This window comes from Chryseobacterium sediminis (assembly GCF_008386505.1).
In the GTDB taxonomy this organism is placed as follows: Bacteria; Bacteroidota; Bacteroidia; order Flavobacteriales; family Weeksellaceae; genus Chryseobacterium; species Chryseobacterium sediminis.
Map to the genome: position 1 here is coordinate 112,382 of NZ_VUNZ01000004.1, position 15,571 is coordinate 127,952.

Here is a 15,571-nt window from a genome sequence, read left to right on the forward strand (position 1 = left end):
TTTTTTAAAACAATGAACCAGAATATCAATCAACTCAATACAGTTCTTAATTACGTAAAAGAAACTTTTGTAGGCAAAAATGATGTCGTAGATCTGTTGGGAATATGTCTTTTGGCAAGAGAAAATGCTTTTTTGTACGGGCCTCCGGGTACGGCAAAATCGGCTATTGTAAGAACCCTGGCGAAAACAGTAAAAGACGGAAAAAATTTTGAATATCTATTAACCCGCTTCACAGAACCGAACGAAATTTTCGGACCTTTTGATATCAGAAAACTGAAAGAAGGAGAACTTCTAACCAATACAGAAGGTATGATGCCTGAAGCTTCCATGGTGTTTCTGGATGAAATCTTCAATGCCAACTCTGCTATTCTGAATTCACTTCTGATGGCGCTCAACGAAAAAATCTTTAAAAGAGGAAAAGAAACAAAACATTTACCTGCACTGATGTTTGTAGGAGCAAGTAACGTACTTCCCGAAGATGAAGCATTGAACGCGTTATTTGACCGTTTTCTGGTAAGAATTAATGTAGATTACGTTAATCCGGAACTCTTACAACAAGTACTTTTAGCCGGAAGAAAACTGGAAAACGAAGAAGAAACGGAAATTCCGGAAATTCATGCTGATGAGATCAGACAGCTTCAGAATCTGTGCAGAACAATAGACCTTAAACCCATCTATGAAGTTTATCTGAATACCATTATGAGTCTTCGGAATACAGGAATTGCTATTTCAGACCGTAGAGCAGTGAAACTTCAGAACCTGATTGCTGCAAGTGCCCTGATTTGTGGAAGAAAAGAAGCGGTGCTTTCTGACCTTTGGGTATTAAAACACATCTGGGATACAGAAGAACAGATTGAAATTCTGGAAGGTATTATCAACAGGACCATAGAGAAAGATGATCACCCTGATTCCCATCCTCAGGCGATGCACAACAAAACTCCCAATCCTGAGGAAGTCATGAAAGATGTGACAATTCTTGTGGAAAAATGGAATGGCGGAATGTTGAGCTTTGAAGAACAGAATGTAATAAAAGATAAACTGAGATACCTGCAGACCCGTTGTGACTGGATCAGAAATCCGGAACAGAAGCAGTATATTCAGCAAGAAATTGAAACCTTATGGCAGAAGATCCTTCAAAGCGTTTAAAAGAATTCTGGGCAGAACTTCCCCGTGCTGATGAAGATTTTCTGGGCTCAATCCGGGACTGGAAAAACGTTCAGATCGCAGTGGATGAAGATACACTCTGGCTGAAGGGCTTTACCGATGAACAGACAGAAGCTCCGGAAATACAACAGCTGCCGGACTTTATTCTGTATGAACTTCGGGAGGGACTTTTATTCAGGAAAGAAGCTTTGGTTCCTAGTAAAAAAATGAGGACAGCATTGCTTTGGATACCTATAGACAAGGCATTACAGCTTACTTTTCCACCTTCCAATCAAAACTATTTTGGAATTCAGGAACAGATTAAAGTAAAATTAAAAGATAGCACTGAAGAGCAACCGGTTATCGCCTTATTAAGCAATATTGATGATATTAAAGAAAGTATCACAACATTACCTAAGTTTAAGCTGGAGAAAATAAAGTGGACTTTGCTGGGAGATAAAGCTCTGTTTTTAGGACTTCCCCTGCTAAGTTTTCCCGGGAAGACATATTGGACAAAAGATAACCATTTACTGCCGGCCGGTCTGGATTTTGAATTTAAAAATCTAAGTACGGTCTTACAGCAGAAATATAATAAAGAACAACCTGAAGGATGGTTGCTTTGGGATGAAAATGGAAACTATCTATTAATAAAAGAAACAGATTTCCGCCCTTTGTCCATAAGCTCGTTCCGTCTTACAGAAAAATCAAGAGAATGGAATTAAAGGCCTATTTCCAGTCCTATGAAAATTATTTCTGGGAATGGAAAACTGATGAAGATGTTCCCGGTGATTCCGGGTATCATGACAACAACCTTCTCTCGGTTCCGGGAGTGGGAGCAATAGCTTACAGGCCTTATGTGATGGAGATTCTCAAAGAGCTTCAGCCGCAGGGTTGGCCTCCATTTGGGGCATTGCTTATGGTATTGTACGCGATGCAGGACGGATATATTGATTTTGCCGGACCATTGAGACGTACTGCTGAGTTTTACAGCATTGGAAATTTTGATTTCAATGCAGAAAAAGAAATTGAATTTCTTGAAAAAATACAATCACTTCCCAATGTTTATAAGCAGAAGCAAAACAGAATTGTACTACTACAGACCTTATTCAGCAATGGCCACAACAGAATATCTTCAGTGAATGCTGAAGCGAATATCAGAATCTATTATAAGCGGCCACAAGAGCTGGCTTCCAGTGCAGAAAAACAACATGCTGGTCCATCTGTTTTAAACAAAGATTTAAGTGCTTTAAATCTGAATGAGAAATTTCCTTCAGTACAATCTATCATTGATGCGATGAAAGGTCTTGTTGATGAACCTGAGCTGGATGATGAGGTCATAGTAGAAGAAACAACGGCGGATACCGATAAAGATTTTATCAGAGAATTAATTGAAGAACCTAAGACATTTCAGGTGGGAAGCCTGATCAAAAGAATATGGAGCGGCCTGAAAATTCCAATGCGCCACCTGTCTCCCGGAGAACAGCCTATCGGAGGAATTTCAGATATGACCAACAAAGGTGATTTTCACAGGATGCTTCTTTCCGAGTTTGCCAATGAAGATGACGTCTTCATGAATCGGGTAGCCAATAATGAAGCGCTTTACATTCAGAGAGAAATTCCGCCTGAAGAAAATATTTTTGAAAGAATTATTCTGATTGATACCTCCCTCAGAAACTGGGGAACTCCAAAAGTGCTGGCTTTTGCCTCTGCAATTGCTGTTATCAAACATCCGAAAGCCCATTCTGAATGTAAAGTTTTTGCTTTAGGGCAGGCTGGTGTTCCGATTGCGCTTAACAAAGTGGAAGAAGTAGTTGAAAACCTTAATCAGGTGAGCCCGGTTCTGGAAGTTTCAGACGCATTGGAAAAGTTTTTTAATGAACACCATTCAGAAAAGGATATTGAAGTTTTCTTCATTACCCATCAGGAGAATATGAAGGATGAAAAAATTCAGAGGGTTGTACATCAGAACAGAGACAGACTTAAGTTTTTGGTGACTACAACATCAGACGGTGAAATTAATTTTTACAAACATCATAAAGGAGCCAGAAAACATATTCAGAAAATAAAACTTCCATTGCAGGAGCTGTGGGCCAATCCGCCACAACAAAAACAGTCCGTTCATAACTTCAATGGAAAGAAAACAGATCTTCCACAAAACTATCCGGTCTTATTTCCAACTCCGGTTAATAAGATCGCTAAGTTTTTATATGAAGGAGAATTTTTCATTCTGAGTTCCAAAAAGCAGTTATTGAAGACTTATCTTTCTGATAACTATTATGACAAACATTCTTATGATTACTATAAAACACATCATGGCTGTGAAGTTTTATTTGATAACATTTCCATAAAACCGAAAGGACAGTTTGCCCTGGCAAAAAACAAACAGCAGCACTTTATTCTGTGTCAGTATCAGTCTGAGCAAAAATTAATATCAAAACTTAATCTTAATACAAGAGAATATTCTGAGCAGAATCTTACAGGAATGAATATTCCGGAGTCCTATAAACTTATCTATTTTGGAGGTAGTTTTTATCTCCATCATCCGGACAATTCCACCCATTATAAAATAAACAGGGATGGAAATATTTCTGTAGAACCTATTACCGGAAAAGAAAAAGAATTTGAAAAAAATAATATAAAAGCCGAAGCCGAAGTTGCTAAACTGAAAGGAAGCGGATTGAAGATTATCAATAATTTCAACAAAATAGGAATCAATCAATATGAAAATCTGGTTATTTCCGGACATGAATTGTACAGTTCTTCAGAAAATACACTGGATTTTTCCAAAAACAAGTATGATATTAAAATTTTTGCTGAGCAGAACAAAAATAAATTTACATTCCCCGATGGAAGCGAAATTATCACCGATTCACGCGGAATGCTGACTTTCCGAAGCAGCAGCAAAAGTATTGAAGAATTTTTTATTCCTTCCACAGCTCATGGATTTCTCTCTTTGGCAACCTATACAGAATTCGGCGGATCAGAATATTATCTTCCGGAACATGCCCTGCTGAAAGTAAGAACAATAGATGATATGTGCGACAGGTTTTTAAAACCGTTTATAGAACAGATTTTGGATTATGGAGCTTAGAATAAAACCTTTCCCGAAAAATAATTATCCCAAAAAGGGGCTTTTGATCAGAGGCTCTTCACCTGTGGTATGGCTTCAGGAAATGGAAATCCTTGGAATTAATTTAAGCCAGGTAAGATCTTATGCAATTCCGGCAGACAGTCCCAATGTCTTGTACGGTTGTTTCCTTGTTTTTACTAATGATGCTCCGCAGGAAATAGGTAGGAACACTTATTTTCAATGTGTGGATAACAGACTTTTTATCCCTGAAAATACGACTTTTTACCCCAAAATAAATCCGGAAGACTGGGCACAGCTTGATTCCCGTTTTCTGGTAATGCATCCTGAATTCGGACTGGTAAAACTAACCGAAGAGATCGACTGGATTTCATTAATTCAACAGCCTGATATTATAGACGAAAACATCAGAAAACCACTGAATGGAGTTTCAATTCCTCAAAAAATTGAAAGCTATACCGTTGAAATAGATGACGAAAAAGTGATGGAAGCATTACAGCCAAAGCAAACCGAGGAAGAATGGATGAACAATCTACCATTTGACCTTAAAAAAGTGATGGCCGGAAATAAAAAAGAAATAGAAAAGTACTTACAATACATTGAAAAATATCCTGAAAGAGCAGTAGAACTGGGCGTTTCTCTGGATGTAATGGGAACATCAAGAGGAGATGGCTTTGGCAAGTTTACCTGGCTGGAAGGATTATTTGGAGGAGGTTCCGGAAGTAAAACAGAAAGTGCAGGAACAAAAAATTTTCGCAGAATATTCTGGGCAGTTATTATTGCGGCTATAGTTTTAAAGATTGCGTTGCCTTCAGATAAAAATAACACAGAACAGGAAGAAAATGCGGCCTCTTCCGGAAAAATTGAAAACAATGCTGCAAAAGCACCTTCCGATATGATTGCTTTCCAGTCCGGAATTTCGGAAATTGATCTGAAGATAGACTCTCTATATCATCAGGAAAGAAAAGAATTGTCCAAAGAGCTTATTCATGCCGGGATCATAGAATCCAAAACAAAAGAAGACAAAGAAAATTATAAAAAAGCCGGTGGAAGAGATGTAAGTGAAATAGGAAGAGACATCGGAAAGCTTGTGAATAAAGAAAAACAAAGCAGAGACTCTCTTAAAACCATTTATACCCAAAAGATCACAAAACATCTTGAACAAAACACCGAAAAACTGAAACGTAAAATTTCAGACTCCCTGAAACAATACACCAAAGGAAAACCTGTAAACGGAGAAGTCGTAAAATTCCTGCTGAAAAAGAGAAAAGCTTTGATGGCGGATTCCCTGGGAAAGCTTTACGGAACATTGGATATCATAGATCCTTCTTCTGCTTCCATCGACAAATCCAAAGTGAAAGGGATAGGTTCAGAAGGAACTCCATTGGAGAAAAAAGCCCCGGTTTCAGATATTATGTATATGGTTATCCTGATGATTGCAGGAGTAGGACTGTATTTGTTCTTATTTAAAAATAAATCGTTAAACCTTGGCGGTGATAATGTACCTGCATGGGTGAAATTTATTTTAATAGCAATCCTTGTAGCGATGCTGGTGTACCTATTTTATCCGTTGGTAAAAATGTTTGGCTACAACTGGTTTGTATGGGTTATGGTGATCTGTGTGATGCTGCTCCTTTATCGCTTGTTCAGAGAAGATAAAACTATTTTAAACTCCGATGATGATGAATAAACAGAAATTTATAGACAAATTTATGGCCGCATTTGTACTGCTGGCCATGTTTAAGGTCATCGGAATTGTTGCCCAGCTATTTCATGAAAGCTTCTGGAGTGTGGTTGGCACATTAGGCATTTTCTTAATTGTAGCCTTTATCATTCTTCTTGTGATCACTTCCTTAAAAGATAAAGAACAAAACAACAGACATTCAGCAGGAAGAAAAGGCAGTGGAAGCAGCAGTTTCTATCTTGAAAATTCACTTTTTGACAGAATCCGGAGCAAATACGAAGAACTCGCCGAAAAATATATTGCTGAAAACGATTATAAAAAAGCAGCCAGAGTTTATATGAATCTGCTCCAGGATAATTACAGAGGTGCAAAAACACTTGAAAATGGTGGATTCTACAACGAGGCAGCCGTAGTATATCTTAAGAAACTGAACAATAAATCTGATGCAGCAGTTTGCTATGAAAAAGCAAAGCAGTACAAAAAGGCAATCGACCTTTATAAAGAAATGGAGCAGAAAGAAAAAGTTGGTGACCTTTATAAAGAAATCAATGATCTTAAAAATGCCCACCATTACTATCAAATAGTGGCAGATGACTATACAATCAATAATCAGATGGTGAAAGCTTCTTTGGTATACCGTAAAAAAATGGAAAAAGCTGAAGAGGCACAAAAAGTACTACTGAAAGGTTGGGAAGAAGACAGAGATGCTTTCAATTGTCTGAATAACTATTTTGCCAATATCTTTGATGTTAAAAAACTGGAATCAGAAATACAGCATTTATATCAAAAAACTCCAACTCACAAAAAGATCACTTATCTGGAGGCTCTGAAATATGAATTCAAAAAAGATCCGAAATTGCAAACGGTAACCAGAAACATAGCCTATGAAATCATTGCTGAAAAAGTAGCCACCCGCTCAGAAATTGTTAATGAACTGAAATACTTTAACCCCGATGATGAGGTGATTCTGAAAGATATTTCGAGGTTCAAGACAGGAAGAAATAAAATGTTCAGGAATTAGTTTTTTGTTGGAAGACCGCAAAGACGAAGGTCTTATAAATTTGTGTATAATTTTAAGACACCCAAAAATCAAAGATTGTCAGCAATGATTTATTAATTATGGCATTATTCAGAACAATATTATTATCGGTATTAAATTTTATCGGAGATAAAATCCTCGCGCCTTAAAGTAGATTTTTTTAATAATATTTTGCGCCTTTGCGTATCCAAAACCTTCCAGAGATTGTGAATCTTATAAAATAATACCAAAAAAGATTTATCTTTGCCCTAGAAAATTATGACAATACAAAGAGCACATATCAATGCAGAACTATTCGGAAGTCCTTCTAATAAAGGATTATTCGGACGTGATGAGGTGATATGGAATGAGGCGAAATGTGCTGACTTTGGAAATTATTTACTGTAAACTTGTAAAAAATTAATCAAAATACAACAGAAACGCCTCGATTTTTCGAGGCGTTTTTTGTTTTTTAGGTCAGAAATTATTTAGAATGAAAAAAAATAACCATAAACATGAAAATTTTTTAATAAACAATGAAACTTTAATACGATAAAATAGAGTGATAAGCAACCCAATGAGAGACAGTCATTTAGGTAATTAGAATATCTGCAAAATATTGCGGACAGGAATTTTCTATTCCAAAAATTAAATATAATCAGTTGATTATCAATGGTTTAATTTGAAAATTTATTTGCGGATTCCAAAAATTCATATTTACTTTGCAACCGAAAATTGAAAGCAACAGGTTTTCAGGATTCAATTAAAAATAATTTAGAAACAAACAAAAATAAAATGAAACAGTTACACAACATATTCAATCGATATTCAAGACTATTCGGACAGGAGCCGACAGGTGTTGCGTGTATTCTTGAAAGTGAAATTGTGGATAAAAGGTGCTTATATACGTGGGTCAGCTAATGATCTCTTACGTTAAAATATATGAAAGCGCCTCCCGAAAAGAGGCGCTTTTTTTATGGTTTCTTTAGCTTATTTGGTAAAGCGCCGGTCTGTGGAACCGGAGAACAGGGTTCGATCCCCGGAGATACCCAAAATATAAAATCTCATAGCTCAATTGGTTAGAGCACCGGTCTTTTAAACCGGGGGTTGAAAGTTCAAATCTTTCTGGGATTACCAAGCGGTTCCGTAGCTCAACTGGATAGAGCATGGGTTTTCTAAACCCAGGGTTAGAGGTTCAAGTCCTCTCGGAATCACAGAAAGGTTCATGGAAACTTTCCAATCCGGCTGTCTCCCGGAAAAGAAACAGAAGTGAACCCAAAGCTGGAAAGATAACGGTGGTTGTTTACCCGTCTTGGACGCGGGAGGTCGCAAGTTCGAATCTTGCTTTCCAGACAATTTGTTCCATTAGCATAGTGGTAAGTGCATTCGGCTTTCTACCGAACGACAAGGGTTCGATCCCCTTATGGAATACCAATGATTTCGTAGCTCAAGTGGTTAGAGTGTCGGTCTGATACACCGAAGGTTGAAGGTTCGAGTCCTTCCGAAATTACAATGATTTTGTAGCTCAATGGCAGAGCATCGGTCTGTTAAACCGAAAGTTGAAAGTTCGAGTCTTTCCAAAATCGCAGGTAACTAATTGTTAATTGTTTCCGGAGAAAAAGTAAAAGTTTGTCGAGAGCAGAAGATCTTTACGCCAAACACGGAAAATACAGACAGGCTTTTCTTCTCTCCGGATTAATTAAAAATTAAAGAATATCATTTATAAATTTTTAGGTAAAAATAAAGTTTGTCAAGCGCAGAAGTTCTTATATCAAACAAATTAAGACAGACTTTATTTTTTTAATCTGATGGTTCGCCGAAGTGGAAGAGTCGGGGCGGTCTGCAAAACCGTTGTGTAAACTGAGTGGGTTTGAATCCCATAACCATCTCAATGTAAAAACTATAGAAGGTATAAGAATCTTTTATCAATGATCTTTTATCATCTATAGCAAAGAATATCCTTTATTAATAAAAGAAAAAGGCTGTCAAGCGCAGAAGATCTTTAATCAAACATTCAATAAAGACAAGCCTTTTCTTTTTTGAAAGGAAAAATGAGGAATTACTTATTGCTCATAAAAAATCCGGAAGTACGCCGAAGTTGGAGAGTCGGGGCAGACTGTAAATCTGTTGCTTCATTGCTGAGTAGGTTCGAATCCTACTACTTCCACCCAACCACTGATAATGTAATGGCAGCATGCAGGAAATGTACTCTTGTTGTTTAGGTTCGATTCCTGGTCAGTGGATTAAAGCTCTATTCGTCTAACGGTGAGGACGCCTGCCTTTCGAGCAGAAAACAAGGGTTCGATTCCCTTATAGAGTACTGGATGTGAATAGCTGGTCAATATTGAATTGATATAATACCATGAAAGTTCAGATTTTTTTTAAAAATTGACCAGTTACCATTCACATAAAAAAATGAAGAAAAGAGAAAAAGGTCTGTCAAGAGCAGAAGATCTTTAGTCAATAAAAATAGACAGCCTTTTACTTTTTTTAAACAAAATACATTAGGAAATGAGAAAGGTTTGTCAAGCGCAGAAGATCTTTACAAACACTAGCAGGCATAGTTTATAAACAGACAGAGCTTTCTCAAACCTAAACACAATACGATAAGTAATAAGCAATGAGAAATAAGTAATAATCAAAAGAGAAAATATTACTCATTACCAATTACTTATTATTTATAAAAAACGCTGCGGGAATGGTGGAATGGCAGACACTCTTGATTTAGGATCAAGCTTTTGGGGGTTCGAGTCCCTCTTCCCGTACCAAAATATAAACGATAAGAGATTAATGATAATTGATCAATGATTGCCAGGCAATTCATCACTTATCAATCATCGCTGATCAATGATAACCGGAAGAGTGGTGTAGAAGGTCTGCACGTTAGTTTGAAAAACTAAAGGTACAGGTTCAATTCCTGTCTGTTCCACAAAAATATAAATGATAAGAGATAAATGATAATTGATCAATGATTGCTGGGTAATTCATCAATCATCATTTATCATTTATGAAATTGATTCATAGTGTAATAGGCAGCACACAAGGTTTTGATTCTTGGAGTTTAGGTTCGAGTCCTAATGAATTAACAATACTTACTCTGATAGTGTAATGGCAGCATCTCAGTCTCCAAAACTGATGGTATTGGTTCGAGTCCGGTTCGGAGTGCAAAAGGTGAAACCACTGATGGGTTATCAATTATCAATTATCAATAATCATTTATCAATTTAAAATATGTAGAAAAAATGGAAACGCAACAACAAACATGGCAGAATATGAACGGAAAATTTTTCCAAAACTCTATCACACAGCTGGTAGAAGAAGCCATCATTCGCGAACAGGCAAACGGACACCGTCTGAAAGTATGTGTGGGATCAGACTCTCATGTATACGGAGATGCCATCAGTTATGCTACGGCAGTAGTATTTATTCGTGAAGGAAAAGGAGCGTTTACCTTTATCAGAAAAGAAAGAGAAATACAGAGTATCAGTATCAAAGAGCGAATGCTGAATGAGGTCAACAAATCCGTAGAAATTGCATATGCGATCTGCTCTGTGTTGGATACTTATGGGGTGGAAATGGAGGTACACGCAGACATTAATACAGACCCTGATTTTAAATCCAATGTCGCATTAAAAGATGCCATGGGATACATTCTGGGAATGGGATATGTGTTTAAAGCAAAACCTTATGCTTTCGCAAGTTCCAATTGTGCTGATATGATGGTATAATAAAGCTGGAAGCGGGATGATTGAAGCTGGAAGTTTTTAATAAGTATAAATATTAACCTCTTGCACTCTGTTTCCAACTTCCATTAAAAAAATAAATAAAAGAATCTTAAAAAATTAAAAACCATGTATTTTTTAGTTCAGGCTAATGTGTATTTAGATCCGGATCATTATAAAATTTTTGATGCATTGGAAGAGTTAAATATTGAGTATGACGTAATCAATATTCCTCCAACAGCAGAGAAAATAGAATTCAAAACAGACAGAAAAGATGTTTTTGTGTATGGTTCAGTGACAATTGCAAGATTGGCAAAACAAAATACAGACTGGTTTCCCGGTTCTTTTTACGGAGGCAATCATTTGTATGAAGTCTATTCTAAATATTATGGTGAAAACCTTCTTAATTATAATATTTCAGTTCATCAGATTTCTGAAGAATTGGGTTGGAAAAAAGATGAAATAAAATTCATTAAACCATACAATGAAGCGAAAATTTTTACAGGAAAAGTTTTTACAGAAACAGAATGGAAAGATTTTGTATTTGAAGCACTGGAAAGCCTGACTAATAGAATTACACAAGATTCTTTAATACAGGTTTCCCAAGCAAAACGAACGATAAAAGAAGCGAGGCTTTGGATTGTTGGTGGACAGATTATCGATGGAGGGTATTATAAATTCAATGATAATGCTCCTTTTGAAGAACAGGTTTCAGAAGACGGATTTACTTTTGCAAATGAAATGATCAGTCTTTTTGATCTTGAAGAAGCTTTTGTAATGGATATCTGCCTAACGGATGAAGGCTGGAAAATCGTTGAAATAAATTGTATCAACAGCTCCGGATTTTATCCAAACACTAATGTAAAAAGTGTAATCAAAGCATTAAGTATTTATTTTTCTCATTAAAAAATTAGGAAATGGAAAAAACAAAAAGATTATTATTTCTGGATGATATAAGATATCCTATTGAGGCGTATCATTACACCAAACAGAATATTTTCCTCAGAAATGACTGGCATATCGTTCGGAATTACGAACAGTTTGTCAATAGGATTTTGGAGAAAGGACTTCCGGAAATGATTTCTTTTGACCATGACCTTGCTGATGAACATTATTTCAAACAGGATTCCCAGGAATATGTTGAAAGAACAGGATATGATTGTGCCAAATGGCTGATAGAATATTGTATGGACAATTATTTGGATCTTCCAAAATTCTACTGTCATTCTATGAATCCTGTAGGAAAAGAAAATATTCTTAGCATTTTAAAAAACTTTAAAAAACTGTAATGGACATTTTTAGATATATTCAAGATATAAAAGTACACCTGAAACTCACATTTGATGAGGTGGACGAATGGTTCGGAAAAGATAAAAAAACGTTGAATCATCAGCCTTCAAACGGAGGCTGGACAATTCAGCAGATTTTAGAACATATTTATCTTACGAATTTTTACTTGCTGATCCTTATTGAAAAAGGTTCCAAAAAGGCAATGAAGAATTCTTTGAATCTTGACCTTGAATCCGAAATGGAAAACTACAGTTTCAATAAAGAAAACTTTGACAGGGTAGGTGAGCATGGCGCTTTTGAATGGATAAGACCAGAACATATGGAACCGAAAGGAAAAATGAGTCTGGATGAAGTCAAAAGCCTGATTACTCAGCAGTATTTTCAGTGTTTACAATATCTGGAAGTAATGAAGAATGGCGAAGGTCTCTTGTATAAAACAACAATGACGGTGAATGAACTGGGGAAAATTAATGTATATGAATATATTTATTTTCTGTCACTCCATGCCCAAAGGCATATTACCCAGATGAAGAAAAACGAATCAGAAATGATTAAAAACTAAAACAAAATGATTTTCAAAACATATAACTCTATAGAAAATGCTTACCAGACCCGCGTGATCGAGCAGATCAGAATGCAGGGTTTTGGGGATGAGGTTTTCATTGTACAGGAAAAAGTTCACGGGGCTAATTTCTCTTTCTTTACCGATGGAAAGGAAATTAAAATCGCGAAGAGAACTGCTTTCATCGAAAAAGATGAGAAATTTTTCAATGCACATCAAATTTTGGAACGCTACAGAAAGAATGTAATAGAAGTGTTTCAAAAAGTGAAAACCACCTACCCGGATGTAGAAACTGTAGTGATCTACGGTGAATTGTTCGGTGGCGGTTACAAACATAAAGAAGTGGAAGCCGTAAAAGATACTGTGAAGGTACAGAAAGGTATTGAATATGCCCCTCACAACGAATTTTACGCTTTCGATATTAAACTGAATGGAATTACCTATTTGGATACAGACGTTGTCAATCAGATTTTTGAAGAGACAGGATTTTTCTATGCTAAAATCTTGTTCCAGGGAACTCTTGAAGACGCTTTGAGGTACCCCAATGTTTTCAATTCAAAAATTCCGGCTTGGCTGGAACTACCTGAAATGGAAGACAATATGTGTGAAGGTACTATCGTAAAAACTTTGAAAACCAAATACTTTGGAAACGGCGCAAGAATCATTCTGAAAAATAAGAATGAAAAGTGGGTCGAAAAGTCCAAGATGGTTAAAAAAGAAGGTAAAACTGTTCAGAAACAGATTCACTTCAGTGAAAAAGCTCAGGAAATCTGGGACGAAATCCAAAAATATGCTACTGTCAACAGATTGAATAATGTTGTCAGCAAAATTGGTGAATTTGAACCTAAAATGATAGGGAAAGTGATAGGCCTTTTTTCACAGGATATTTTGGAGGATTTCCAGAAAGACTTCCCGACAGCTTTTACAAGTATTGAAAAAGAAGAGCAGAAAAGGATCAACAAAAAGTTGAATTCTTTAGTAATTGATTTTATAAAAGAAGAGTTGATGACTCTTAAAGTGTAGTTTCGGTATTTTTTTACCGAAACTTTTTTATGTATAAACCTAACCGTAAAAATCAGATAAGTATCAAAAATCTTTGATTTTCACTAAGCACCTAGTTTGTCATTCCGATAGGAATCTCGATAGATAAAAATGAGAATAGGGGTTAGATTCTTTCAGAACGACAGGCGTTATGGATAATTTTTATGGTTCAAAAAAAGAAAAAACATGTTACAGGCAGAAATAAAAAGTCTTTTAAAAGAAGACATCAGCATATTAATCAAAATTCCAAACTCAGGAAAACACTATTTGTGTGATTGTGGTGAAGCAAGTTTGCTAACCGTGAAAGAAGTACAGTCAATATCAGCCATATTCATCAGCCATACCCATATTGATCACTTTTCAAATTTTGATGGGATTTTCAGACATCAGATCGGAAGCGGAGAAAAGGTAGTGATCTGCGGGCCAAAAAATATTCATCAGCAGGTAGAGTCTAGGTTAAAATCCTACACATGGAATCTGATTGATGAAAAGGCAATTGAATATGAAATTCGTGAGATTGTTTCAGAAGAAGAAATTAATATCTACACCCTTCGTCCGCCACACTGGAATCTGGAGTTTATAAAGACTCAGAACTTCCTATTTGAAGACGAATATGTAAACGTTGATTTTGCTATTCTGGATCACAAAACAGATTCCATTGCTTATCTGTTTAAAGAAAAAGATTCAGTAAGCTTTAATGAAAATATTTCCGGTTTCAGAAAAGGGAAATGGATCAGTGAGTTGAAGACCGCTTTTGAAAACAATACTGCTGATAAGGAAATCGAGATTGAAGAAACTGTTTACAAAGCAGGAGATCTGTTTCATCTGTTGACCCGTAATGCCGGTTATAAACTTGGCGTAATCATGGATCATGCGGCAGACGAAGGCAATTATAAAAAAATCAGAACGGTATTTGGAGGAGCTGATAGGGTATATATTGAAAGCTTTTATAAAGATACAGATCAGGAATTTGCAAAGATCAATTATCACAGTTTTGCTTCTGCATCAGGACAGGTTATGAATGAATGTCAGGTGAAAGAAGCAGTCCCGATTCACTTTTCAAGAAGATATACTGAGAGTGATCAGACAGAAATAGAAACTGCTTTTTATAAAGCGTTTCGTAAGAATTAACAATTAAATTTAAACAAGTGAAAACAACAGAAAATATATTAATAGTAGACCTCGAAGCAACATGTTGGGAAAACCGCCCGCCAAGAGGTCAGGAAAGCGAGATCATCGAAATTGGAGTATGCATCATGAATGCAAAAACCGGCAAGATCTCTAAGAATGAGGGGATTTTAATAAAGCCTCAACATTCAAAAGTAAGTCCGTTTTGTACAGAGCTTACTACTCTTACCCAAAATATGCTGGATCATGAAGGAATCATGCTGGATGATGCATTCGATATCCTGAGAGCAGAATATGATTCAGAAGAACTGACGTGGGCAAGCTACGGAAATTACGATCTGAATATGCTGCAAAACCAGGCAACAAGATTCTACACAGATTATCCTATGAGCGATGATCATATCAACGTGAAAACATTATTTGGAGAAATTCATCCTACCATCAGGAAAAGTGTTGGGATGAACAGGGCTTTGGGTGAATTAGGTATGACTTTAGAAGGTACGCACCACAGAGGAGTAGATGATGCTAAAAACATTGCAAAGATTCTGCATTGGTGCCTGAAAAATTATTAAATGATATTGTATTTTCAACATTATCAATCCATCGACTCTCTTGAAAAAGGGAGTCTTTTTTATGTTGTTTTAGCTTTTTATCAATTAACTTTTATTCATATTATAGTTGCACCCACAGGTATTGCCGCCATCAATGCCTTTGGAGTAACAATTCACTCATTGTTTGAGATTCCTCAACAGATATATTTTAAATAAAATTAACGTATCTGTACAATAGAATGGTTTTAACATAATGGAACACAAATTCTGAAATTAAGACACTAAATAATGTGTAAATATCAAAGCGTAGAGTCTTTAGCTACTTTTTCACTAATATATCTTTA

General features: G+C 36.1%; 13 protein-coding genes and 13 tRNA genes. All 26 read left to right on the forward strand.

Going from position 1 to position 15,571, the window contains the following annotated elements; translation table 11 throughout:
- Window positions 1-12 precede the first annotated feature (12 nt).
- The 26 genes from FW780_RS18550 to FW780_RS18675 all read left to right on the forward strand — a co-directional run bounded on the left by FW780_RS18550 (window position 13) and on the right by FW780_RS18675 (window position 15,248).
- Window positions 13-1,146 (forward strand): AAA family ATPase, encoded by a 1,134-nt coding sequence (locus FW780_RS18550; protein WP_149835139.1) that lies wholly within the window; start codon window positions 13-15, stop codon window positions 1,144-1,146.
- Window positions 1,119-1,865: a hypothetical protein gene (locus FW780_RS18555; protein WP_149835140.1), complete on the forward strand. Its 747-nt coding sequence runs from the start codon at window positions 1,119-1,121 to the stop codon at window positions 1,863-1,865. The genes FW780_RS18550 and FW780_RS18555 overlap by 28 nt, the downstream gene beginning before the upstream one ends.
- Window positions 1,856-4,234 (forward strand): hypothetical protein, encoded by a 2,379-nt coding sequence (locus tag FW780_RS18560; RefSeq protein ID WP_149835141.1) that lies wholly within the window; start codon window positions 1,856-1,858, stop codon window positions 4,232-4,234. Before FW780_RS18555 ends, FW780_RS18560 begins: the two co-directional genes overlap by 10 nt.
- Complete coding sequence (locus tag FW780_RS18565; protein WP_149835142.1) at window positions 4,224-5,921, forward strand: nicotinamide mononucleotide transporter; 1,698 nt, start codon at window positions 4,224-4,226, stop codon at window positions 5,919-5,921. The genes FW780_RS18560 and FW780_RS18565 overlap by 11 nt, the downstream gene beginning before the upstream one ends.
- Window positions 5,914-6,936 (forward strand): soluble NSF attachment family protein, encoded by a 1,023-nt coding sequence (locus tag FW780_RS18570; protein WP_149835143.1) that lies wholly within the window; start codon window positions 5,914-5,916, stop codon window positions 6,934-6,936. Before FW780_RS18565 ends, FW780_RS18570 begins: the two co-directional genes overlap by 8 nt.
- Window positions 6,937-7,212: 276 nt before the next feature.
- Window positions 7,213-7,341, forward strand: a complete 129-nt coding sequence (locus FW780_RS18575) for a penicillin-binding protein (protein ID WP_149835144.1) — start codon at window positions 7,213-7,215, stop codon at window positions 7,339-7,341.
- A gap of 576 nt (window positions 7,342-7,917) precedes the next feature.
- Window positions 7,918-7,985, forward strand: a tRNA-His gene (locus FW780_RS18580).
- Window positions 7,986-7,993: 8 nt separating this feature from the next.
- Window positions 7,994-8,070: transfer RNA gene (locus FW780_RS18585), tRNA-Lys, on the forward strand.
- A gap of 3 nt (window positions 8,071-8,073) precedes the next feature.
- Window positions 8,074-8,147 (forward strand) — tRNA-Arg (locus FW780_RS18590).
- 67 nt (window positions 8,148-8,214) lie between these two features.
- Window positions 8,215-8,286, forward strand: a tRNA-Pro gene (locus FW780_RS18595).
- Between the two features lie 6 nt (window positions 8,287-8,292).
- Window positions 8,293-8,367, forward strand: a tRNA-Glu gene (locus FW780_RS18600).
- A gap of 2 nt (window positions 8,368-8,369) precedes the next feature.
- Window positions 8,370-8,443: transfer RNA gene (locus tag FW780_RS18605), tRNA-Ile, on the forward strand.
- Between the two features lie 4 nt (window positions 8,444-8,447).
- Window positions 8,448-8,519: transfer RNA gene (locus FW780_RS18610), tRNA-Asn, on the forward strand.
- A 221-nt stretch (window positions 8,520-8,740) separates the two neighbouring features.
- Window positions 8,741-8,822 (forward strand) — tRNA-Cys (locus FW780_RS18615).
- Window positions 8,823-9,016: 194 nt separating this feature from the next.
- Window positions 9,017-9,100: transfer RNA gene (locus FW780_RS18620), tRNA-Tyr, on the forward strand.
- 81 nt (window positions 9,101-9,181) lie between these two features.
- A tRNA-Glu gene (locus FW780_RS18625) sits at window positions 9,182-9,253 on the forward strand.
- A gap of 372 nt (window positions 9,254-9,625) precedes the next feature.
- Window positions 9,626-9,701, forward strand: a tRNA-Leu gene (locus tag FW780_RS18630).
- A gap of 88 nt (window positions 9,702-9,789) precedes the next feature.
- Window positions 9,790-9,862: transfer RNA gene (locus FW780_RS18635), tRNA-Phe, on the forward strand.
- 165 nt (window positions 9,863-10,027) lie between these two features.
- Window positions 10,028-10,098 (forward strand) — tRNA-Trp (locus FW780_RS18640).
- 77 nt (window positions 10,099-10,175) lie between these two features.
- Window positions 10,176-10,661 (forward strand): ribonuclease H-like YkuK family protein, encoded by a 486-nt coding sequence (locus FW780_RS18645; protein WP_047377788.1) that lies wholly within the window; start codon window positions 10,176-10,178, stop codon window positions 10,659-10,661.
- A 123-nt stretch (window positions 10,662-10,784) separates the two neighbouring features.
- Window positions 10,785-11,561 carry an ATP-grasp domain-containing protein gene (locus tag FW780_RS18650; RefSeq protein WP_149835145.1) on the forward strand — a complete coding sequence of 259 codons (777 nt, stop codon included), beginning with the start codon at window positions 10,785-10,787 and terminating at the stop codon, window positions 11,559-11,561.
- Window positions 11,562-11,572: 11 nt separating this feature from the next.
- Window positions 11,573-11,944: a cyclic-phosphate processing receiver domain-containing protein gene (locus FW780_RS18655; RefSeq protein WP_149835146.1), complete on the forward strand. Its 372-nt coding sequence runs from the start codon at window positions 11,573-11,575 to the stop codon at window positions 11,942-11,944.
- Window positions 11,944-12,507 (forward strand): DinB family protein, encoded by a 564-nt coding sequence (locus FW780_RS18660; protein WP_149835147.1) that lies wholly within the window; start codon window positions 11,944-11,946, stop codon window positions 12,505-12,507. Before FW780_RS18655 ends, FW780_RS18660 begins: the two co-directional genes overlap by 1 nt.
- 6 nt (window positions 12,508-12,513) lie before the next feature.
- Window positions 12,514-13,530 (forward strand): RNA ligase, Rnl2 family, encoded by a 1,017-nt coding sequence (locus tag FW780_RS18665; protein WP_149835148.1) that lies wholly within the window; start codon window positions 12,514-12,516, stop codon window positions 13,528-13,530.
- A 204-nt stretch (window positions 13,531-13,734) separates the two neighbouring features.
- Window positions 13,735-14,679: an MBL fold metallo-hydrolase gene (locus FW780_RS18670; protein ID WP_149835149.1), complete on the forward strand. Its 945-nt coding sequence runs from the start codon at window positions 13,735-13,737 to the stop codon at window positions 14,677-14,679.
- A 17-nt stretch (window positions 14,680-14,696) separates the two neighbouring features.
- Complete coding sequence (locus FW780_RS18675) at window positions 14,697-15,248, forward strand: 3'-5' exonuclease (RefSeq protein ID WP_149835150.1); 552 nt, start codon at window positions 14,697-14,699, stop codon at window positions 15,246-15,248.
- The last annotated feature ends 323 nt before the right edge of the window (window positions 15,249-15,571 follow it).

What these genes read in the sequence shown, in the direction of transcription:
- FW780_RS18550 (WP_149835139.1), top strand. Translation starts at nt 13, where the DNA reads ATGAACCAGAATATCAATCAACTCAATACAGTTCTTAATTACGTAAAA.
- FW780_RS18555 (WP_149835140.1), top strand. Translation starts at nt 1,119, where the DNA reads ATGGCAGAAGATCCTTCAAAGCGTTTAAAAGAATTCTGGGCAGAACTT.
- FW780_RS18560 (WP_149835141.1), top strand. Translation starts at nt 1,856, where the DNA reads ATGGAATTAAAGGCCTATTTCCAGTCCTATGAAAATTATTTCTGGGAA.
- FW780_RS18565 (WP_149835142.1), top strand. Translation starts at nt 4,224, where the DNA reads ATGGAGCTTAGAATAAAACCTTTCCCGAAAAATAATTATCCCAAAAAG.
- FW780_RS18570 (WP_149835143.1), top strand. Translation starts at nt 5,914, where the DNA reads ATGAATAAACAGAAATTTATAGACAAATTTATGGCCGCATTTGTACTG.
- FW780_RS18575 (WP_149835144.1), top strand. Translation starts at nt 7,213, where the DNA reads ATGACAATACAAAGAGCACATATCAATGCAGAACTATTCGGAAGTCCT.
- FW780_RS18645 (WP_047377788.1), top strand. Translation starts at nt 10,176, where the DNA reads ATGGAAACGCAACAACAAACATGGCAGAATATGAACGGAAAATTTTTC.
- FW780_RS18650 (WP_149835145.1), top strand. Translation starts at nt 10,785, where the DNA reads ATGTATTTTTTAGTTCAGGCTAATGTGTATTTAGATCCGGATCATTAT.
- FW780_RS18655 (WP_149835146.1), top strand. Translation starts at nt 11,573, where the DNA reads ATGGAAAAAACAAAAAGATTATTATTTCTGGATGATATAAGATATCCT.
- FW780_RS18660 (WP_149835147.1), top strand. Translation starts at nt 11,944, where the DNA reads ATGGACATTTTTAGATATATTCAAGATATAAAAGTACACCTGAAACTC.
- FW780_RS18665 (WP_149835148.1), top strand. Translation starts at nt 12,514, where the DNA reads ATGATTTTCAAAACATATAACTCTATAGAAAATGCTTACCAGACCCGC.
- FW780_RS18670 (WP_149835149.1), top strand. Translation starts at nt 13,735, where the DNA reads ATGTTACAGGCAGAAATAAAAAGTCTTTTAAAAGAAGACATCAGCATA.